We start from the raw sequence: 19,741 nt of genomic DNA, 5'->3' as shown, positions 1-19,741 counted from the left end.
TGACGAATGAACTGCAGGGCGCTGACGGGCCCGGCGGCGACGGAGCCGGCGCACCGCGGCGGTCCGCGCTGGCTCACGGCCAATTATACAAGAGGCAACCTTGCCCTCCTGTTCACGCTTTGCGCCGCGCTTTCCCTCACATCTTGAACGTTCGCTATTGATGTAGGTAAGCATCTTTACCACACACGAAAATTTACCTCTGGAATTGCCCAATCAGATATTGCCCTGGCCTATCTGCCTGCCTAGAATCAACTTATTCCTTCAAGCAATTCTGTCGCACCGGCAGACACTTTCCAGAGTCGCCCATGTTTCGAGTTCGCCCCGCAGCCGTCCGCAAAATCGCCACCGTCCTCCTCGCCAGCCTCGCCCTGTTGCCGGGCCTGGCGATCGAACAAGAGCTCCAGCTCGACTACCGCATGAACGAGCGTGTCGTGCAGGTGCCGGCCGGCCGCGACGGCCGCGCCATGCTCGAAACCACCGTGTTCCGCCCCAACGGACCGGGCCCCTTCCCCCTGCTGGTCATCAATCACGGCAAGGACCCGGGCAGCCCGAGCGCCCAGCCACGCGACCGCTTCTATTACATGGCCGCCGCTTTCGTGAAGCGCGGCTATGCAGTGATGGTGCCGATGCGCCAGGGCTTCGCCAACTCGACCGGCCGCTACCGCGACCGCGGCTGCGACATGACCGCAAACGGCTACCTGCAGGCCGAGGACATCCGCTCGGCGATCGAGTATGCGCGCACCCAGAGCTGGATCGATGCCGACCATGTGATCGTTGCCGGCCAGTCCTATGGCGGCCTGGCCACGATGGCCCTGGGCACCGAGGAACTGCGCGGCGTGCGCGGGCTGATCAACTTCGCCGGCGGCCTGCGCGACGACAGCGCCGGTTGCGGCTGGCGCTCGGCCCTGGTCTCGGCCTTTGCCGAGTATGGCGCGAACAACAAGATCCCGAGCCTGTGGATGTACGGCGAAAACGACTCGCTGTTCGGCCCGGACCTGGCGAACCGCATGCACGAAGCCTTCCAGCAGGCCGGCGGCAAGGCGCGCCTGGTCGAGTTCCCCTCGTTCAAGCGCGACGCCCACGGCATGCTGGCCAGCCGCGATGGCGAGAAGATCTGGCTGGACGACACCATGCGCTTCCTGAAGGGGGTCGGCATGCCGACCGAGATCGTCTACAACGTGCCGCCGCCGCCGACCCCGGCGCGCACCAATTACGCCCAGGTCGACGACGTCGAGGCCGTGCCCTTCCTGTCGGAGAACGGCCGCCGCGCCTACGCCGACTACCTGACCAAGATGACGCCGCGTGCGTTCGCGGTCTCGCCGAGCGGCGCCTGGACCTGGGCCGAGGAAGGCGAAGCGCCGGAAGCGCGCGCCCTGGCCACCTGCTCGGCCAAGAGCACCGAGCCGTGCAAGCTGTACTCGGTCGACGACTACGTGGTCTGGAACGGCGAGCGCATCGACGCCGCCGAGAAAGCCTCGATGACGGCCTCGATCGCCGCCCCGGCCGACCCGAACGCGCCGGGCGCGGTGGGCAGCACGGTGCCGGCGGCACAGGCGCCATCCAGCCAGCCTGTGGCGCCCGCAGCACAGTAATCCGCGCTTATTTCAAGTAGTCAAGCCTACGGCGCACCCTTTTGGTGCGCCGTAGGCGTTTGCGCGTAGCACGCACGACCTGGCGCAAACCGATCCCGCGGCCGAGCCCGGAAAATGTGGCAAACCACATTCGGAGCCTTTCATGCGGTGTGTCACCCGGATCCTCCTTGCCGCCCTGGCGCTGGCCCTGCTGCCGGCCGGCGCCGTGCGCGCAGCCAATAACGATCCGGTGGTGCTTGTGCATGGCTTCCTCGGTTTCGGTCCCGAAGCGTTTCCCACCAGCGGCTACCTGTACTGGGGCGGCTACCACGACATCGCGGCCCACCTGCGGCTCTACAAGGGTCCGCGCACGGTGCACACCGCCACCGTCGGCGCGATCAGCTCGAACTGGGACCGCGCCGCCGAACTGTATGCCCAGATCAAGGGCGGCTGCGTCGACTACGGCCTGAAGCACGCGCGCACGCCGGCGCCCGGCCAGGAACAGAAGCCCTTCGGAAAATGCTGGGCCGCCGACCATGCCGACAACCCGCAGGGCTATCCGCTGGCGCTCTACCCGGCCTGGGACGCCGCACATCCCATCCACCTGATCGGCCATAGCCAGGGCGGCACCACGATCCGCGCCCTGGTCGAGCTGCTCGAGCACGGCGCGCCGGGCGAAGGCGACGGCGAGCTATACCAGGGCGGCAAGGTTGGCTGGGTACGCAGCGTAACCACGCTGTCGGCGCCGCACAACGGCACCACGCTGCGCGACGCCGTGCTCGACATCCTGCCCCAGCTGCGCTCGCCGCTGCGCGACCTGATCGAGGCCGACCTGCAGCGCTGGGAACTGGCGCCGGACGGCGCGCGCGACTTCAACCTGTGGGCGCGCACCTCGCCGCACGTGTATTACTTCTCGATCGGCACCCTGGCGACCGAGGCCGGCGCCTGGTGCTGCAACGGCACCGACCGTGCGATCGCTCCGATCCAGACCTCGAGCCACCAGTACCCGCGCGTCGACATGATGCCCTACTACAAAGCCTATGCCGGCGAATGGATCGTGCCCTCGCTGCGCCAGCACGGCATGGGCGGCTACACCCAGAACGCCCCGGGACGGGTGCGTATCGACAGCGAGTGGTTCGCCAACGACGGCGTCGTGAACACGGCCAGCATGCGCGCGCCCGCCGGCCACCCGGTGCGCGACTTCGACGGCACGCCGGTGCGCGGGACCTGGAATTTTCTCGGGAATTACCGCGGGTACGACCACTTCGATATCCTGAACTGGCCGAACAAGGGGCCGTCGGCGGATCCGATCTATGAGCGGATCAGCGATATCATTTTTGGGCTGTGATGGTGGTCCGGTGTGTGGCTGCGCGGTTTGAAATTTGGCGCTGATCGACCGCCGTACAGCGTGGACACAGGTGTCCACCCTACGAAAGCCAGGTGTTTTGACGTTGTAGGGTGGGCACTTGTGCCCACGCGGTACAACTCCTGAATACCGCACCGCGTCGCGCAGCGGACGATCACGAACGCGGACCGACGCCGAACTGACTGCCCCACGCCTGCAACTGCGCCACGGTCGCCGTCGCCCCGCCGCACACGATCATGAGCACATTGTCGTACGCCGCCAGCGCCTCATGGCCAGCGTAGGCCACCGCCAACGCCGCCCCGCAGGCCGGCTCGACCACCACACGGTGGTCATCCATGAAGCGCAGGCAGGCCGCCACCGCCTCGGCGTCGCTTACCACACTCGATGCGATCGGATGCGAAGCCGCCAGTTCGAAGGCATGCCGCGACACCTTGCGTGCCCCGAGCGAGGTCGCGATGCTGGCGATCGCCGGCAGTTCGACCAGCGCCCCGGCGCGCAGCGACTGCGAGTACGCGTCGGCGCCCTCGGTCTCGACCGCGATCACCGGCACATCCTGCCAGCCCTGGCGCCGCAGGCCTGCGACCACGCCGCTGAGCAGCCCGCCGCCGCCGACCGCCAGCACCACGCAATCGGGGCGCAGGCCGCTTGCCGCGACTTCGTCGATCGTGCTCGCGTGGCCTTCCCACAGCAGCGGATCGTCGAAAGGATGAATGAAGGCGTCGCCCTCGCCCAGCAGCGACTGCGCATGCGCGTTCGCTTCCTGGAAGGAGATGCCCTGCACCAGCACCTGCGCTCCTTCGCGCGCCAGCAGGGAGCGGGCGCGCGCGCTGGTGGTCTCGGGCACGACCACCAGGGCCGGCAGGCCCAGGCGGCGCGCCGCATACGCCGCCGCCAGCCCGGCATTGCCGCCCGAGGAAGAGACGATACGGCGTGCGCCGCGCGCGGCGTAGACCGCGCATGCGTGGCCGATGCCGCGCAGCTTGAACGAGCCGCTCGGCTGCAGCGCTTCCATCTTCAGCCATACGCGCTGCCCCGTGCGCGCCGGGAAGGCGTTCGAGACCAGCAGCGGGGTCTCGCCATGCAGCGGCGCGGTGTGCAAGTTCGTCATGCGGCCGAGCGCAGCGCCCGCGCCAGGTCGGACAGGCGGTAGGGCTTGTTGACGAAGGCGAAGTCGTTCAGGTTGGCATGCTGGAGCTTGAGGGCAGGCAACGGGTAGCCCGAAGCCAGGATGATCTTCACGTGCGGATAATGCTCGCGCGTATAGGCCGCCAGCTCCACGCCGTTCATCCCGTCGGGCATGATCACGTCGCTGAACAGGATGTCGATGTCGCGGCTGGCCAGCAGCGCCAGCGCTTCATGGCCGCTGGAGGCGGTCAGGACCTCGTAGCCCATGCTGATGTAGAGCGCCGAGGCGACGTCCATCAGGTCCGGCTCGTCCTCGACGATCAGCACCAGCTCGGTCTTCTCCTGCTGCGCCGGCAGGTCCTGGCCGGGCGCGGCCGGCAGGTAGATCGCGATCGCCGTGCCCTCGCCGGGCGCGGTGCGGATCTTGACTTCGCCGCCGGACTGCTTGATGAAGCCGTAGACCTGCGACAGCCCCAGGCCAGTTCCCTTGCCCACTTCCTTGGTGGTGTAGAAGGGCTCGAAGGCGCGCGCCGCGGTCTCGGGCGTCATCCCGGTGCCGGTATCGGTCACCGTCACGCGCACGTAGGGGCCGGGAGCCAGGCCATTGACCTCGCGCTCGGCCAGCTCCACGTTGGCGCTCTCGATGCACAGGCGCCCGCCCTCGGGCATGGCGTCGCGCGCGTTGACCACCAGGTTCAGCAGGGCCGACTCGAAGCGCGCGCTGTCGATGACGGTGGCGCGGATCTGCGGCTCGAGCTGCACCTGGAAGTCGATCGCGGCGTTCACCGCGCGCCGCAGCACCGACTCGAAACCCGCGATCAGGCGGTTCACGCTGTGCGTTTCCGGCTGCAGCGGCTGCTGGCGTGCGAACGCGAGCAGCTGCTGGGTGAGCGTGGCGCCGCGGTCGATCGCGCGGCGCATGCTGTCGAGCGTCTTGGCGTCGGCGCCGCCGTTGCTGCGCAGGGTCAGCACCTCCAGGCCGCTGGCCAGCACCGACAGCAGGTTGTTGAAGTCGTGCGCAATGCCGCCGGTCAGCTGGCCGATCGATTCCATCTTCTGCGCCTGGAACAGCGCCGCGTTGGCTTCGGCCAGGGCGTCGGCGGCCGCCTTCTTCTCGGTGAGGTCGCGCGTGATCTTGGCGAAGCCGATCAGCGCGCCGCGCTCGTCGTGGATGGCGTCGATGATCACGTGGGCCCAGAAGCGCGTGCCGTCCTTGCGCATGCGCCAGCCCTCGGCCTCGTAGCGCCCTTCCCTGGCGGCCGTGGTCAGCGCGCGCGCCGGCACGCCGGCCGCGCGCTCCTCCTCGGTATAGAAGCGCGAGAAATGCAGGCCGACGATCTCTTGTTCCGAATAACCCTTGATGCGCTCGGCGCCGATGTTCCAGTTGCTGACCACGCCTTCCGGCGACAGCATGTAGATCGCATAATCGGACACGCCCTGCACCAGCAGGCGGAAGCGTTCCTCGCTGGCGCGCAGCGCATCCTCGGTCTTCTTGCGCTCGGTGATGTCGCGCGTGATCTTGGCGTAGCCGAGCAGGTTGCCGTGCTCGTCGTGGATCGGGTCGATGATGACGCTGGCCCAGAAGCGGGTGCCGTCCTGGCGCACGCGCCAGCCCTCGGCTTCGTATTTCCCCTCGGCAAGCGCGGTGGCCAGGGCGCGCGCCGGCAGGCCGCTGTCGCGGTCTTCCGGCGTGTAGAAGCGCGAAAAGTGCTCCCCCAGGATCTCCGGCGCCTCGTAGCCCTTGAAGCGGCGCGCGCCGCTGTTCCAGCTGCTGACGTAGCCTTCCTGGTCGAGCATGTAGATCGCGTAATCGCGAATGCCGGAGATCAGGTACTGAAAGCGCTGTTCTTCGGTCAGGTCCTGCTTGACGGATATTCTCTTGTTCATGGGGCGAAGCTGCGCCTTCGTTAGGGGAAACGCCTTATGATACCCCCAATGGCTGCAACGCTGCCAGGCGGATACTTCCGTGCGCATCCCTGCTTCGATCGTCGGTCAAGCACGATTTGTCTCGAAATCATTGCTTTCCGTTCCATTGTCGCATCATTGCCGACAGGCCAGCCGTTGCCTTACATCCAGGCTTGCCTTTCACGCTAGAATAGCGGTTTCGTAACCCAGCCGTCCCGAGCTCGCGCATCATGACAACAGGCCCATCCGTACCTCTCGACCTGTCCAGTTGCGACAAGGAACCCATCCGCACTCCCGGCAGCATCCAGCCGCACGGGTTCCTGCTGACGCTGTCGGCGCAGCTGACCGTGCTGCAGGCCAGCGCCAACCTGTCGCGCTGGCTCGGCGTGGACGCCGATGCCGCCATCGGGCGCCCGCTGGCCGAGGTGATCGGCGAGCCGGCCAGCGCGCGCCTGACGACCGGGCTGGCCAGCGGAAAGCTCGGCAACCGTCCCTTCTACCTCGGCACCATCACGGCCGGCAACGGCCAGCACTTCGACGTCCTGGCCCACGCCTGGGATAGCGTCCTCGTCGCCGAATTCGAAGCCGTCGAGCGCGACGCGCCGGCCGGCTTTCGCGAACTGTACCCGCTGCTCGGCGACTTCCTGCTGAAGGTGAACGAGGCCGACTCGGTCGAGTCGCTGGCCACGCTGGCCGCCCACCACGTGCGCATGGTCACCGGCTACGGACGGGTGATGGTCTACCAGTTCGACCGCGACGGCCACGGCCACGTGATGGCCGAATCGAAGGAAGACAGCTACCACTCCTACATGGGGCAGCGCTTCCCGGCCTCGGACATCCCGTCCCAGGCGCGCGAACTGTACACGCTGTCGCGCATCCGCCTGATCCACGACGCCAACTACATCCCGGCCGCGCTGGTGCCGCCGCACAACCCGATCACGGGCGCGCCGAACGACCTGTCGTTCGCGGCCCTGCGCAGCGTCTCGCCGGTGCACCTGCAATACATGCGCAACATGGGCACCCTGGCCTCGATGTCGGTGTCGCTGGTGGTCAAGGGCCAGCTCTGGGGCCTGATCTCCTGCCACAACGCCGAGCCGGCCCCGCTCGCCTTCGAGAAGCGCACCGCCTGCGAGCAGCTGGGCCAGATCCTGGCGCTGTGCATCGAGTCGCGCGAGGACGCCAGCGAGCTGCAGTTCCGCCTCGAAGTGCGGCGCATGATGGTCGAAATGCTGGGCAACCTGACCAAGGGCGCCGACATCATCGACAACATGCGCGGCATCTTCCCCGAGCTGCTGCGCTTCGCGCGCGCCGGCGGCGTGGCCATCGTCACCGACGAGCGCGTGCTGACCTACGGCGACACGCCCGACGAGGAGTCGATCGCCGGCATCGTCGGCTGGCTCGAGCAGCAGGGCCACGGCGGCGAGGTGTTCCACACCGACGCGCTGTCGGTGCTGTACCGCGGCGCGGCCGATCTGACGCGCAACGCCAGCGGCCTGCTGGCGTTGCCGATCTCGCGCCTGCACAAGCACTACCTGCTGTGGTTCCGCCCCGAGGTGGTGCATACCATCGAATGGGCGGGCAACCCGAATGAAAAGGCGTCGCAAAGCGACGCCGCTGCGCCGGGGGCCTTCCCTCAGCTCACCCCGCGCACCAGTTTTGCCGCCTGGCGCGAGGAAATCCACGGCATCAGCCTGCCCTGGCACGTCGCCGAGATCGAGCTGACCGGCGAGTTCCGCAGCGCCCTGCTCGGCATCGCGCTCGAACGCGCCGAGCAGATGGCCGAACTGGCCGAGGAGCTGGGACGCGCCAACAAGGAACTCGAAGCCTTCTCGTACTCGGTCTCGCACGACCTGCGCGCGCCGCTGCGCCACATCGTCGGCTTTTCCGACCTGCTGCTCGAATCGAGCGGCAGCGAGGACCCGACGATGCGCAAGCGCTTCCTCACCAACATCAAGGAGTCGGCGCGCCTGGCCGGCAAACTCGTCGACGACCTGCTGAGCTTTTCGCAGATGGGCCGCGCCGCGCTGCGTCCGGTCGAGGTCGATATGTCGCACCTGGTCGCTTCCTGCATCGACAAGATGGCCATGGACCTGCAAGGCCGGAATATCCAATGGGATCTGGCGCCGCTGCCGCGCGTGGTGGCCGACCCGACCTTCCTGCACCTGGCGGTGTTCAACCTGATGTCGAACGCGGTCAAGTTCACGGGCCAGCGCGATCCGGCCGTGATCCGGGTCTGGGCCGAGCAGGACGCGAACGAGACCATATTCCACGTCGCGGACAACGGCGCCGGCTTCAACATGGACTACGTGCACAAGCTGTTCGGCGTGTTCCAGCGCCTGCATCGCATGGAAGACTTCCAGGGCACCGGCATCGGCCTGGCCAACGTGCGCCGCATCGTCGAGCGCCACGGCGGCCGCGCCTGGGCCGAGTCGACCCAGGGCAAGGGCGCCACCTTCTCGTTCAGTATTCCGCGCAAACTCGCATTACCTTGAGAGCCACACCATCATGCTAAAACCGATCCTGCTGGTCGAAGACAATCCCCACGACCTCGAACTGACCCTGGTGGCCCTGGCGAAGAGCCAGCTCGCCAACGAGGTCGTGGTCGTGCGCGATGGCGCCGAGGCGCTCGACTACCTGATGCGCCGCGGCGAATTCGCCGGGCGTCCCGAAGGCAATCCGGCCGTCACCCTGCTCGACCTGAAACTGCCGAAGGTCGACGGCCTGGAGGTGCTCGACAAGATCCGCGACACCGCGCACCTGAAGAGCATGCCGGTGGTGATGCTGACCTCCTCGAAGGAAGAACAGGACCTGGTGCGCAGCTACGAACTGGGCGTGAACGCCTACGTGGTCAAGCCGGTCGACTTCAAGGAATTCGTGCGCGCGATCGCCGATCTCGGCATCTTCTGGGCGGTCCTGAACGAACCGCCGCCGGGCTCGCAGCGCTACGTGCGCCCGAGCTGAGCTTCAGCCCCTAAGCCCGCGCCGGCGACTGGCCGCTGGCCTTGGGCGCCTTGCGGTTGCGCCGCAGCAAGTGACGGATGCGCGCGCTCAGCGCGTCCGGATGATACGGTTTCTGCAGCAGGTGCACGGAAGCGCTGAGCTTTCCTTCGTGCGCCAGCACCCCTTCCGCATAACCCGAGGTATACAGGATCTGCGCCTGCGGCAGGTGGCGGCGCAGCACCTCGCCGAGCTGCAGGCTGCTCACCGGTCCCGGCATGATCACGTCGCTGAACACCAGGTCGATGTGGCGCCCGCTCTCGATCAGCGCCACGGCGCCGGCGGCGTCGCAGGCCTCCAGCACCTCGTAGCCGAGCGCCGACAGGATCGCGCAGGTCGAGGTGCGCACGTCCTCCTCGTCCTCGACCACCAGGATCGTTTCCAGGCCGCCGCACAGCGGCACGTCCATGGCCGGCTCGGGCGCCGCGGCCTCGACCTTGCTGCGCGGGAGGTAGATGCGCACGCTCGTGCCCATGCCCGCCTGGCTGCGCAGCAGGATCTCGCCGCCTGACTGCTTGACGAAACCATAGGCCATCGACAGGCCCAGCCCCGTGCCCTGCCCCAGCGGCTTGGTCGTGAAGAAAGGCTCGAACGCGCGCTGCAGCACTTCCGGCGGCATGCCCTTGCCGGTGTCGGCGATCTCGATCATCACATAGTCGCCGGCCGGCACCTCGGGTGGGGCGTCGGCGGCGTCGACGTTGGCGGCGCGGATGGTCAGCGTGCCGCTGCCGTTCATCGCGTCGCGCGCATTGATGGCCAGGTTCAGCAGCACGTTGTTGAGCTGGTTGGGGTCGGCCAGGGTGCTGCCCAGCGCGGGGTCGATCTCGGTGACGATGCGCGCGCTGGGGCCCAGCACGCGGCGCATCATGTCGTCCATCTCGCGCAGCAGGTGGCCGGGATTGAGCACCACGGCCTGCAGCGGCTGGCGCCGGGCGAAGGCCAGCAGGTGCGAGGACAGCTTGGCGCCGCGCTCGACGCCGGCCAGCGCCATCTCGACGCGGGTGCGGGCGGCATCGTTCAGGCCACCAACCAGCTTGAGCAGCTGCAGGTTGCCGCCGATGATCTGCAACACGTTGTTGAAGTCGTGGGCGACGCCGCCGGTGAGCTGGCCGATCGCCTCCATCTTCTGCGCCTGGTGCAGGGCCGACTGGCTGGCGGCGAGTTCTTCCTGGCTGCGGCGCAGCGAGACGAAGGCCTCGTCGCGCTCGCGCCGGGCGACGCAGGCCGCGCTGTGGTACTGCACGCGCGCGACCAGCTCGCGCGGGTCCGGCCACTTGACCATGTAGTCGTTGGCGCCGGCGGCAAAGGCGCGCGCCTTGATCTCGGGATCGTCCTCGGACGAGAGCAGGATGACGGGGATGTGTTCGGTGTCGCGGTTGGCGCGCAGCAGGCGCGTGACCTCGAAGCCGTCGAGTTCGGGCATGCGCAGGTCGACCAGCACCACGGTCGCGCCGATCTCGAGCGCCAGCTCGGCCGCGCGCCGCGGGCTCGACTCGTAGCGCAGCACGTGCTTCACGCAGGTCGAGAGCCCATGCTCGATGATCTGCTGGGCGAAAGGCTCGTCGTCGATCAAGAGGATGGAGCAGTTGCTGGATTCGTCTTCGATCATCGCACTACACCTTATCTGCTGTCAGGATCCCCGTCGTTCTACTTGCTTTTTGGGAAGCATTGATTCTACACCAATGTGTCTTGCCAAGCTCGTCAAAATCGACAATTGTGCGGAGCAGCACTTGTACCGGCAAAAAGCGCCATCACATTCCATTGACTATGTTTTCGAGCGGCGAGGAATGCATGACAGACCCGGTATGCCCCTTGTGCGGACGCGCGCTCGGCACGGTGAACATCGACCGCCACCACCTCGTACCGAAGACCTTCAAGGGCAAGGAGCAGTTTCCCATCCATAAGATCTGCCACCGCAAGATCCACTCCGCGTTCACCGAACGCGAACTCCTGCGCACCTATCACACCTGGGAGGCCTTGCGCAGCCACGAGGAAATCCGCGCTTTCATCGCCTGGGTCGCGAAAAAGCCTCCTGAGTTCTATACCCGTACCTTTACCTCGAACGCGAAGAAACGCAAGTAGAAAATTTTCAAGCGTTGTTGACTTGACAAATTTGACGAAATTACTCCATGCTGGGCGGTCTCTTCTACAGGACCGCCCATGGATTTCGCCGACTACCTGCAACACGACGCCACCGCGCTGGCGCACTGCGTCGCCCGGGGCGATGTGACCCCGGGCGAGCTGCTCGCCCTCGCGCTGGCGCGCAACGCCGCCGTCCACGGCCGGATCAACGCCGTCTGCCGCCTGCTCGAGCCGCAGGCGCGCGCCCAACTAAACGGCGCCCTCGCGGGCCCCCTGGCCGGCGTGCCTTTCCTGATCAAGGACGGCGTGCAGGACTATGCCGGCGTGCCGACCAGCTTCGGCAGCCGCTCCATGCTCGGCTACGTGCCGACCGAACACGCGGCCGTGGTGCGGCGCTACCTGGACGCCGGCCTGGTCGTGTTCGGCAAGACCAACCTGCCCGAGTTCGCCCTGAAAGCGGTCACCGACCCGCAGCTCCATGGACGCAGCAGCAATCCCTGGGACCTCGGCCGTACCCCGGGCGGCTCGAGCGGCGGCGCGGCGGCCGCGGTGGCGGCCGGCATCGTTCCCATGGCAGCCGGCAACGACGGCGGCGGCTCGATCCGCATCCCGGCCGCCTGCTGCGGCCTGTTCGGGCTGCGCCCTTCGCGCGGTCGGGTGTCATCTAGCCCGGCGATCGGCGAAGTCTGGTTCGGCGCCTCCAGCGAAGGCGTGCTCTCGCGCAGCGTGCGCGACTCGGCCCTGGCGCTCGATATCCTGCAGGGGCCCGAACCGGGCGACCCGTTCGACATCGCCCCGCCCGCCGGCTCGTACGTGGAACTGATGCGGCGCGATCCCGGCAAGCTGCGCATCGGCTTTTCCACCGTGTCGCCGATCGGCACCGAGGTGCATCCGGAAGCGGTGGCGGCGGTGCAGCGCACGGCGACGCTGCTGCGCGGGCTCGGCCACGAGGTCGAGGAAGCCGCCCCGCAGGTGGACGGCATGGCGCTGGCCGAGAGCTTCCTGCACATCTATTTCGGCCAGGTGCCGGCCATGGTCGCGCGCGGCCGCGCCCTGGGCGCCAAGTCCGGGGACGTGGAGCTGATGAGCCGCCTGCTGGTGACGCTCGGCAGCGCGATGCCGGCTTCCCGCCTGACGGCCCAGCTGGCGAAGTGGAACGACTTCAGCCGCGACCTGGCACGCTTCCATGCACGCTACGACATGCTGCTCACGCCGACCCTGGCCGCCCCGCCACTGCGCCACGGCGAAGGCGATCCGCCGCGGGCCGAGCAGTTCGTGCTCGACCTGCTGCAGCGTACCGGCATCTTGGGGATGCTGGCGCGCCTGGGGCTGCTGGAGGGCACGGTCAACCGCATCGCGCGCGACAGCCTGCGCTTCGTGCCCTTCACCCAGCTGGCCAACCTGACCGGCACGCCGGCGATGTCGGTGCCGCTGCACTGGACCGCCGAGGGCCTGCCGCTGGGGGTGCAGTTCGTGGCGAAGTTCGGGGCCGAGGACCGGTTGCTGCAATTGGCGCACCAGCTCGAGCAGGCTGCGCCGTGGTTCGACAGGCTGTCGCCGCTGGCGCGGGAAGGAATGGCGCAAGGCGGGACGGTTCCCGCCACCGCCGGCGCTTGAAGGCACACGGGTTTTCGTAGGGTGGACACCCGTGTCCACGCGGTCGCACGCGTGCATGTCGAAACGCGCGCCAACGAAAAAGGCCGATGATCATCGCTTGTTGCGAGATCATCGGCCTCGTTGTTTCGGGTGCCGTACCGCGTGGACACAGGTGTCCACCCTACAAAAGCCGTTATATTCAGGCGTTAACGCCGAACCCTCAGCCGATCAGGCTCGCGATCGCATCGCCCACTTCGACGGTCTTCGCCGCCCCGCCCAGGTCACCGGTCCGCGGTCCGGCGCGCAGTACCTGCTCGATCGCCGCCACGATGGCGTCGTGCGCCTCGCGCAGCCCGGCCGGCGCATCCGGCGCCTCGCCCAGGAAGCCGAGCATCATGGCGCCCGACCAGATCATCGCGATCGGGTTGGCGATGCCCTGGCCCGCGATGTCCGGCGCCGAGCCGTGCACCGGTTCGAACAGCGAGGGGAAAGTGCGGTCGGGGTTCAGGTTGCCCGAGGGCGCGAGGCCGATCGTGCCGGTGCAGGCCGGGCCCAGGTCGGAAAGGATGTCGCCGAACAGGTTCGAGGCCACCACCACGTCGAAGCGCTGCGGCTGCAGCACGAAGCGCGCGGTCAGGATGTCGATGTGCTGCTTGTCGACCGTGACTTCCGGATAGCCGGCGCCGACGGCGTCGGCGCGGCCGTCCCACCACGGCATGCTGATCGCGATGCCGTTCGACTTGGTCGCCACCGTCAGGTGCTTGCGTTCGCGCGACCGGGCGAGCTCGAAGGCGTACTTCAGCACGCGGTCGGCGCCATGGCGGCTGAACACCGATTCCTGGATCACCACTTCGCGCTCGGTCCCGGGGAACATGATGCCGCCCAGGTTGGTGTACTCGCCTTCGGTGTTCTCGCGCACCACGTAGAAGTCGATGTCGCCGGGCTTGCGGTTGGCCAGCGGGCAAGGCACGCCCTCGAACAGGCGCACCGGTCGCAGGTTGATGTACTGGTCGAACTCGCGCCGGAACTTCAGCAGCGAGCCCCACAGCGAGATGTGGTCCGGCACCGTGGCGGGCCAGCCGACCGCGCCGAAATAGATCGCGTCCATGCCGGCGAGCTGCTCCTTCCAGTCCGGCGGCATCATCTCGCCGGTCTTCAGGTAGTAATCGCAGCTCGCCCATTCGAACTGGGTGAACTCGAGGTCGAGATTGAAGCGCCTGGCGGCTGCTTCCAGGACTTTGAGGCCTTCCAGCAGGACTTCCTTGCCGATACCGTCGCCGGCGATCGCGGCGATCTTGAAACTGCGTGTCATGTGATGCTTCCCTTCGGTAGAAAGGAGGATCGTAGCAGCCTTTCCACAAAGGCGCAGATGAGCCGAAAAATGCCCCATAGAAACGAAAAAGGCCGCATCGTTCGATGCGGCCTTTCCGTGCACTTGGCTATATTCTGGCTCCCCGACCTGGACTCGAACCAGGGACCTGCGGATTAACAGTCCGTCGCTCTACCGACTGAGCTATCAGGGAATTGAGGCAATATTATAGCCGGCCGTTTCCGTTTTAGCCAGCCCCATTCGAAACAGGCCTGTCCCGCCCCTCCCGCGGCATGCTTTGCTATAGTCACGCCACCCTGGCCGCACGGCTTGACCACACTTCCATTCAGACCATGACTACTCCCCGCATTCTCGGCACTCCCCTTTCTCCTTCGGCCACCCGCGTGATGCTGCTCGGCTCCGGCGAACTCGGCAAGGAGGTCATCATCGCGCTGCAGCGCCTCGGCGTCGAGGTGGTGGCGGTCGACCGCTATCCGGACGCGCCCGGCCACCAGGTCGCGCACCGCGCCCACGTGATCGACATGACCGACGGCGCTGCGCTGGCCGCGCTGATCGAACAGGAACAGCCCGACCTCGTGATTCCCGAGATCGAGGCGATCGCCACCGACAAGCTGGCCGAGCTGGAAGCGGCAGGCGCGATCACCTGCATCCCGACCGCGCGCGCGGCCCAACTGACCATGAACCGCGAAGGCATCCGCCGCCTCGCGGCCGAGGAACTTGGCCTGCCGACCTCGCCCTACCGCTTCGCCAGCAACCTGGCCGAGCTGGAAGCGGCCTGCGCCGCCGTCGGCTTTCCCTGCGTCGTGAAACCGGTGATGTCCTCGTCCGGCAAGGGCCAGTCGAAACTCGACAGCGAAGCCGACGTGCGCGCCGCCTGGGACTATGCCGCCGCCGGCGGGCGGGTCGACAGCGGGCGCGTGATCGCCGAAGGCTTCATCGACTTCGACTACGAGATCACCCTGCTCACCGTGCGTTCGCTGGGCGCCAATGGCCAGGTCGAAACGGGCTTCTGCGATCCGATCGGCCACAAGCAGGTGCAGGGCGACTACGTCGAATCCTGGCAGCCGCATCCGATGAGCGCGCTGGCCCTGCAGCGCTCGCGCGAGATCGCCGAGAAAGTGACGGGCAACCTGGGCGGCCTGGGCGTGTTCGGCGTCGAGCTCTTCGTCAAGGGCGACATGGTCTGGTTCTCGGAAGTGAGCCCGCGTCCGCACGACACCGGCATGGTGACCATGGCCACCCAGCTGCAGAGCGAATTCGAGCTGCACGCCAAGGCCGTGCTGGGCCTGCCGGTGAACACGGCGCTGCGCACGCCGGGCGCCTCCGCCGTCATCTACGGCCAGCTCGACGAGAAAGGCATCGCTTTCGAAGGCGTGGCCGAGGCGCTGCGCGTGCCGGGCGCCGACATCCGCCTGTTCGGCAAGCCGGAATCGTTTGCGCGCCGGCGCATGGGCGTGGCGCTGGCGGCCGCGAACGATGTCGAGACCGCACGCGCGCGGGCACTGGAAGCGGCCGGCAAGGTCAAGCCGGTATCGGGCCGCAAATAGGCAACAGGAGTCGCGGGCGCTATTGCGATCCGCACGCAGTTTGCAAGGCGCCGGCCGGCCAGGCCCGCGCCTTCACCTCCCCCCGCCATCTCCGACTCTCCCACTTCCTGCAATCCGATTCCACCTCTGGAAGCAGACCGACAAGCCTGTAGGCGCAAGCCTTATACCAGATGCCGCCCAGGTGCGATGTAATAGTCGTAAAGACACGCACCATCCGCATGGCGCGGATTCTCATGCGTTGGCGACAGGTTTTGGGCAAGGTGATGAAGTGGATTTCAAGTTGAAGAAGATGATGGAGATGGTCGGACCATCGGCGGCACTGGCCTATGCGGCGTGGCGGCTCATGCAGCTGCTCGAGCAGCGCCACGACGCCGCATGCACGCGCTACCGCGAACTGGTCGAGGCCTTCCGCCAGGGCGCCGCGGGCGACATCGGCCTCTGCCGCACGCGCACGATGCATGTGCTGAACGCGACGAACATCGGCATGATGGCGGCCTTCCTGCTGCTGCTCTCGCTCACGATCAGCACCCTGGACGCCGTGTTCAAGGCCGACTGGCTGAAACTGTTCGGCGCGCCGCTCAACATGCTCAGGCTGCTGCTCGTGATTCCGGCCGCCATCCTGGTTATCGTGGACAACACGATGACCAGGAAGCGGCAGGGCGCCGGGCTGGGCGACCTGGGCGGGCGCAATGGTCAGCAGCAAGCCGGAGCACCACTGCACAGTCCGGAACGACGACGCGCGCGAGCGCCGCACGGACAGTGCGCTCCTGCGGGACAGTAAACGGCAGAGCCCTGTAGATCGCCAAAAACAAAAAGGGCCGCAGCTTGCGCATGCGGCCCTTCTCTTGTTCTGGCTCCCCGACCTGGACTCGAACCAGGGACCTGCGGATTAACAGTCCGTCGCTCTACCGACTGAGCTATCAGGGAATGGATGACGCGAATTATAACTGCTCAGCGGCATTACGCAAAGGGCTGCGCGTGAATTCATGCATGCAAGACTGCAGCCTCGACTGTAGGGTGGGCACCCCGTGCCCACGCGTTACGTGTGCTTCCTTGCACCTGCTGCAGGGAATCGTCGCCCACCAGCGCCAAACGGAGTCACGTACTGCGAGGTAATCGGCTACATCGCGGGCGATATGTCCCGGCTAGCGACTCATGGATACGTGCGCAACGCGTGGGCACGGCGTGCCCACCCTACAGTTGGGGCCGCTAGCTAGGACAGGCGATGAGGGCCACCCTGACTAGTCCTAAAATAGGTTGACAGTTGTACTGACCAAAATAGTTGGTACTTCCACCATCTCATGGCGCCCGATGAACCTCATCGGGCGTTTTGTATTTCAGCGCCTGATGCGGCCGCTCGTGGTTATAGATGGCTACGGACTGCTTCACCATGCGCCTGGCTTCAGCCAGATCCTGGGGGCGTTGCAACAGAAATTCAGTCTTCAATATTCCGTTGATTCGCTCGGCCAGCGCGTTTTGGTAGCAGTCATAGCCGTCAGTCATTGAACAGGTGATGCCATGCTTTGCATGCAACTCCTGATACGCGCTGGCGCAATATTGAATTCCACGATCCGAATGATGAATCAGCGGCAGGTCGCTTTGGCGCGAGCGCAAGGCCATCTTGAGCGCTTGGGCAACCTCTTCGGTCTGCAAGCTAGCATGCACGTGATAGCCAACGATCTTGCGTGAGTAAGCGTCGGTGACAAGGCTCAGGTAGACGCATTGCTGGCGCGTCGGCACGTAGGTAATGTCAGCTACCCATACCTGTTCGGAGCGAGTAGCGCTGCATGTGTTTGTCCCAGGTTTGAGCAAGTTGGGATGCTTGTAAAACCGGTGAAAGCTGTCTGTCGTCTTGTGATAGGCACGCGCCATCGGAACGAGCAAGTGCGCTCGCTTGAGCGTGGCAAACATGCCATCTCGTCCCAGCTTGATGTTCTTGGCGACCAAACGCCCGTGTAGCAGGTGATGAAGCTTGCGCACGCCAATGCGCGGCTGTCTTCGCCGCACCTCCCGTACCAGCTCCACGACCTTCTCATCGCGTTCATGAAGCGCTGCTTCTGCCTTGATCTGCTGATAGTACGCCTGGCGGCTCCAGCCCATGAATCTACATGCTTTGGCGAGACTCAAACCGGCTACCTGCCTTTGCTCGATGACTCGCCGGAATGCTTTTTTGGCAGCTTGACCCCGTATTCCTTGCGGATCACTTCCAGCATCGCTTCGAATAACTGGGCCTTCTGGTTTGCATCCTTGAGCTGCGTTTCCAGTTCCTTGATGCGCTGCTCGGGCGTCTGGGGTACGGTTGGCTTGCTCACGGGATCGCTCCTGTGCTGGTTCGGTCCTCGCAGACTACCCCAATCCTGTCGACCGTGCTTACGCAACCAGACCAGCACAGTTGAACGCCCCTGGATTCCGTAACGCTGCTGAGCTTGGTGGTACGTCAGCTGGCCTTTTTCTACCTCATCAACGACCGCCAGTTTAAAAGCCAGCGTGTAATCGCGCTGAGTGCGTCTCTTCCTCTCATCCATGTCAACACTCCTAAAAGTGTCAACCTATTGCAGGATGGGTCACCCAAAACAAAAAAGGAGTGCCGATTTCTCGACACTCCTTTTCATATTCTGGCTCCCCGACCTGGACTCGAACCAGGGACCTGCGGATTAACAGTCGGCGGGGCGGGACAGAAAGAACTTGTTAATCAATGACTTGCATCGCTTGCCAAGCGTGATAACCAATCGTATCCAAGGGGAGGATCGGTAATTTACAAGGAGCCGCGGCACAAATACGTCACATGGCAGTTCCGGCCTATCGCTATGCCAGCCGCGTTTGCCGCAACAGAGGCATAGCGTTGTGTTCTGCCGAACAACAGTGGACGCTTCCATAAGAGGCTGGCTCTCAACCAACTGTCGCCGGCAAGCTGCCTATCAACTTACACCCGCACTCTGTCTTGCAGCCTTCGACAGCTACAGGCACGCCGTTGACTGTAAACGTGCGATGGGCGGTAATGATTTTGTTCACGCCATGCGGTTTGCCGCCAGGGTAGTACTGCGGACAGTTGACTTCGTCACCAAGACGCGCAATTGCTCGCCCATGAATATCATGCGTGGGCGAGCCGCTGATTACGGTCCCGCCATGATCGGTTTTGTCGCCGACCGTGATTATTTTCAGAGACATATTTTTCTTTGCTGGGCCGATGACATCAGTAGGTCGGCGCGCCGTCCGGTTCAGGCTCAAGCGCGTCCTGGATGCCCTTCCAGTCGGGCAGTTCCGCAGGCGGGAGCGGCAACACTTTGTCAAGCCGCGTTAGCCGCAGGTCAGGGTTGATGTCAAGCGCGTCGGAGATTTGTTCATACCTTTCTGAACGTGCGGGATCGGGCAAGATCTCCAATGCCTTTAGCGCATTTTGTTCTTGCTTGTCGCGCAAACTCCAATCCTTGGTGTCAAACATCAGCATAAGTACCGCAGCTGAGCGTTGATGTCCGAGCCGCGTTCCCGCTTGATAGTACTCGATCGCTTTCGCAAAATTGTTGAAGACCTTGGCTGTGACTGCAAGATCGTACGCTGCAGGACCATGACCTTGCCTGTACGCGCACATCACCATCGCTTCCTCGACATCGTGGCGTTCGGCCTTCAGATAGGCGCCCGCCAGGGTCATCTGCGCTTCCGGACTGCCGAGTTCCGCCGCTTTCCGGTAATAGGCCCAGGCGATCTTCCCGTCCTGCACAGCACCGCCATAGCCATATTCGTGGGCGACACCGAGATCGTAGTATCCCCACGATTGGCCCGCTGCGACGGCTGAGCGGACGATCTCGACCGATTTGTCCGCGTCAGGATCGAGTACATGGTTGGAGTCGAGGGGGCCGAGACCGGATCGGTAGAAGTAGGCCATCAATGCGCGCGCGCCCCAGTCGCCCTGATTTGCGGCGGCCTGCACATCGTGCAGGATGCTGAGCGCCTCCTGGCGCGTCAGCTGCCACTCGATCTTGCTGCGCCACAGCTTGCGGGCGTTGATGTAAAGCCGGTAAGCGGCCGGATCGCGGGTTTTCGGCATCGAGTCCTTCCACCGGCCGCAAGTTGGAACCGGGCCGTTCACATCGAACGCCTGCAAGCCAGCGGGAATCGTATGCATCTTCACGTACTCCAGATGTTGTTGTAAGAAATAGGCACCGATCGCCAGGGCGACCGAAGCGGCGGCGATATAGATCCTGCGGTGGCTTGACGGTCGCAT

15 protein-coding genes and 2 tRNA genes are annotated in these 19,741 nt (G+C 65.5%); 8 read left to right on the top strand and 9 right to left on the bottom strand.

Translation table 11 applies throughout. The annotated features are described in order from the left end of the window. The first annotated feature begins 305 nt into the window (after nt 1–305). Nucleotides 306–1,592, top strand: a complete 1,287-nt coding sequence (locus tag ACSUZJ_RS08505; protein WP_499415128.1) for an alpha/beta hydrolase family protein — start codon at nt 306–308, stop codon at nt 1,590–1,592. A gap of 142 nt (nt 1,593–1,734) precedes the next feature. Then, a complete protein-coding gene (locus tag ACSUZJ_RS08500) occupies nt 1,735–2,919 on the top strand; it encodes an esterase/lipase family protein (RefSeq protein WP_499415126.1) in 1,185 nt (394 codons plus the stop codon). A 172-nt stretch (nt 2,920–3,091) separates the two neighbouring features. Here the strand turns inward: ACSUZJ_RS08500 and ACSUZJ_RS08495 are convergent, their stop codons facing one another. Both ACSUZJ_RS08495 and ACSUZJ_RS08490 read right to left on the bottom strand, forming a co-directional pair. Beyond that, complete coding sequence (locus ACSUZJ_RS08495) at nt 3,092–4,045, bottom strand: pyridoxal-phosphate dependent enzyme (protein ID WP_499415124.1); 954 nt, start codon at nt 4,043–4,045, stop codon at nt 3,092–3,094. Continuing rightward, nucleotides 4,042–5,949: a hybrid sensor histidine kinase/response regulator gene (locus ACSUZJ_RS08490; RefSeq protein ID WP_499415122.1), complete on the bottom strand. Its 1,908-nt coding sequence runs from the start codon at nt 5,947–5,949 to the stop codon at nt 4,042–4,044. The genes ACSUZJ_RS08495 and ACSUZJ_RS08490 overlap by 4 nt, the downstream gene beginning before the upstream one ends. Before the next feature lie 248 nt (nt 5,950–6,197). Here ACSUZJ_RS08490 and ACSUZJ_RS08485 point away from each other — a divergent pair, with 248 nt between their 5' ends. Continuing rightward, entirely contained in the window at nt 6,198–8,459 is a 2,262-nt protein-coding gene (locus tag ACSUZJ_RS08485; RefSeq protein ID WP_499415120.1) for an ATP-binding protein, read from the top strand. Nucleotides 8,460–8,472: 13 nt separating this feature from the next. Further along, nucleotides 8,473–8,928 carry a response regulator gene (locus tag ACSUZJ_RS08480; protein ID WP_499415118.1) on the top strand — a complete coding sequence of 152 codons (456 nt, stop codon included), beginning with the start codon at nt 8,473–8,475 and terminating at the stop codon, nt 8,926–8,928. Nucleotides 8,929–8,938: 10 nt separating this feature from the next. On the opposite strand, the gene ACSUZJ_RS08475 is transcribed toward ACSUZJ_RS08480, so the two are convergent. Next, nucleotides 8,939–10,573 carry a response regulator gene (locus tag ACSUZJ_RS08475; RefSeq protein ID WP_499415116.1) on the bottom strand — a complete coding sequence of 545 codons (1,635 nt, stop codon included), beginning with the start codon at nt 10,571–10,573 and terminating at the stop codon, nt 8,939–8,941. A gap of 182 nt (nt 10,574–10,755) precedes the next feature. Between ACSUZJ_RS08475 and ACSUZJ_RS08470 the strand changes: the two genes are divergently transcribed. Continuing rightward, nucleotides 10,756–11,046, top strand: a complete 291-nt coding sequence (locus ACSUZJ_RS08470; protein ID WP_499415114.1) for a hypothetical protein — start codon at nt 10,756–10,758, stop codon at nt 11,044–11,046. 78 nt (nt 11,047–11,124) lie between these two features. Continuing rightward, nucleotides 11,125–12,663 carry an amidase gene (locus ACSUZJ_RS08465; RefSeq protein WP_499415112.1) on the top strand — a complete coding sequence of 513 codons (1,539 nt, stop codon included), beginning with the start codon at nt 11,125–11,127 and terminating at the stop codon, nt 12,661–12,663. A gap of 199 nt (nt 12,664–12,862) precedes the next feature. On the opposite strand, the gene ACSUZJ_RS08460 is transcribed toward ACSUZJ_RS08465, so the two are convergent. Both ACSUZJ_RS08460 and ACSUZJ_RS08455 read right to left on the bottom strand, forming a co-directional pair. Then, a complete protein-coding gene (locus ACSUZJ_RS08460) occupies nt 12,863–13,954 on the bottom strand; it encodes a tartrate dehydrogenase (RefSeq protein ID WP_499415110.1) in 1,092 nt (363 codons plus the stop codon). A 135-nt stretch (nt 13,955–14,089) separates the two neighbouring features. Then, nucleotides 14,090–14,165, bottom strand: a tRNA-Asn gene (locus ACSUZJ_RS08455). Between the two features lie 139 nt (nt 14,166–14,304). On the opposite strand from ACSUZJ_RS08455, the gene purT reads away from it, so the two are divergent. Together purT and ACSUZJ_RS08445 are read left to right on the top strand one after the other, a co-directional pair. Next, on the top strand, nt 14,305–15,519 hold the full coding sequence (gene purT, locus ACSUZJ_RS08450) for a formate-dependent phosphoribosylglycinamide formyltransferase (protein WP_499415108.1): 1,215 nt from the start codon (nt 14,305–14,307) through the stop codon (nt 15,517–15,519). A 268-nt stretch (nt 15,520–15,787) separates the two neighbouring features. After that, a complete protein-coding gene (locus tag ACSUZJ_RS08445; RefSeq protein WP_499415106.1) occupies nt 15,788–16,300 on the top strand; it encodes a hypothetical protein in 513 nt (170 codons plus the stop codon). Between the two features lie 70 nt (nt 16,301–16,370). Here the strand turns inward: ACSUZJ_RS08445 and ACSUZJ_RS08440 are convergent. The 4 genes from ACSUZJ_RS08440 to ACSUZJ_RS08425 form a co-directional block, all read right to left on the bottom strand. Then, nucleotides 16,371–16,446, bottom strand: a tRNA-Asn gene (locus tag ACSUZJ_RS08440). Nucleotides 16,447–16,818: 372 nt separating this feature from the next. Continuing rightward, nucleotides 16,819–18,044 (bottom strand): IS3 family transposase gene (locus ACSUZJ_RS08435; RefSeq protein ID WP_499415104.1). Its coding sequence is split into 2 segments (ribosomal slippage): nt 16,819–17,693 and nt 17,693–18,044, totalling 1,227 coding nucleotides; the frame shifts between segments, so codons are not numbered across the junction. 364 nt (nt 18,045–18,408) lie between these two features. Then, nucleotides 18,409–18,687, bottom strand: coding sequence for a PAAR domain-containing protein (locus ACSUZJ_RS08430; protein WP_499416483.1), 279 nt, complete (start codon nt 18,685–18,687; stop codon nt 18,409–18,411). A gap of 25 nt (nt 18,688–18,712) precedes the next feature. Then, nucleotides 18,713–19,741: an SEL1-like repeat protein gene (locus ACSUZJ_RS08425; protein WP_499415102.1), complete on the bottom strand. Its 1,029-nt coding sequence runs from the start codon at nt 19,739–19,741 to the stop codon at nt 18,713–18,715.

This window comes from Telluria sp. B2 (assembly GCF_051789535.1).
Lineage (GTDB): Bacteria > Pseudomonadota > Gammaproteobacteria > Burkholderiales > Burkholderiaceae_D > Telluria.
The sequence above is the reverse complement of the archived record's forward strand: the minus strand, read 5'-3'. Positions and strand labels throughout refer to the sequence as shown.

Bases quoted from the DNA above. Each gene is read 5' to 3' on its own strand.
- ACSUZJ_RS08495 (WP_499415124.1), bottom strand. From the start codon at position 4,045: ATGACGAACTTGCACACCGCGCCGCTGCATGGCGAGACCCCGCTGCTG.
- ACSUZJ_RS08465 (WP_499415112.1), top strand. From the start codon at position 11,125: ATGGATTTCGCCGACTACCTGCAACACGACGCCACCGCGCTGGCGCAC.
- purT (WP_499415108.1), top strand. From the start codon at position 14,305: ATGACTACTCCCCGCATTCTCGGCACTCCCCTTTCTCCTTCGGCCACC.
- ACSUZJ_RS08505 (WP_499415128.1), top strand. From the start codon at position 306: ATGTTTCGAGTTCGCCCCGCAGCCGTCCGCAAAATCGCCACCGTCCTC.
- ACSUZJ_RS08475 (WP_499415116.1), bottom strand. From the start codon at position 10,573: ATGATCGAAGACGAATCCAGCAACTGCTCCATCCTCTTGATCGACGAC.
- ACSUZJ_RS08425 (WP_499415102.1), bottom strand. From the start codon at position 19,741: ATGCGACCGTCAAGCCACCGCAGGATCTATATCGCCGCCGCTTCGGTC.
- ACSUZJ_RS08430 (WP_499416483.1), bottom strand. From the start codon at position 18,687: ATGTCTCTGAAAATAATCACGGTCGGCGACAAAACCGATCATGGCGGG.
- ACSUZJ_RS08470 (WP_499415114.1), top strand. From the start codon at position 10,756: ATGACAGACCCGGTATGCCCCTTGTGCGGACGCGCGCTCGGCACGGTG.
- ACSUZJ_RS08490 (WP_499415122.1), bottom strand. From the start codon at position 5,949: ATGAACAAGAGAATATCCGTCAAGCAGGACCTGACCGAAGAACAGCGC.
- ACSUZJ_RS08460 (WP_499415110.1), bottom strand. From the start codon at position 13,954: ATGACACGCAGTTTCAAGATCGCCGCGATCGCCGGCGACGGTATCGGC.
- ACSUZJ_RS08480 (WP_499415118.1), top strand. From the start codon at position 8,473: ATGCTAAAACCGATCCTGCTGGTCGAAGACAATCCCCACGACCTCGAA.
- ACSUZJ_RS08500 (WP_499415126.1), top strand. From the start codon at position 1,735: ATGCGGTGTGTCACCCGGATCCTCCTTGCCGCCCTGGCGCTGGCCCTG.
- ACSUZJ_RS08485 (WP_499415120.1), top strand. From the start codon at position 6,198: ATGACAACAGGCCCATCCGTACCTCTCGACCTGTCCAGTTGCGACAAG.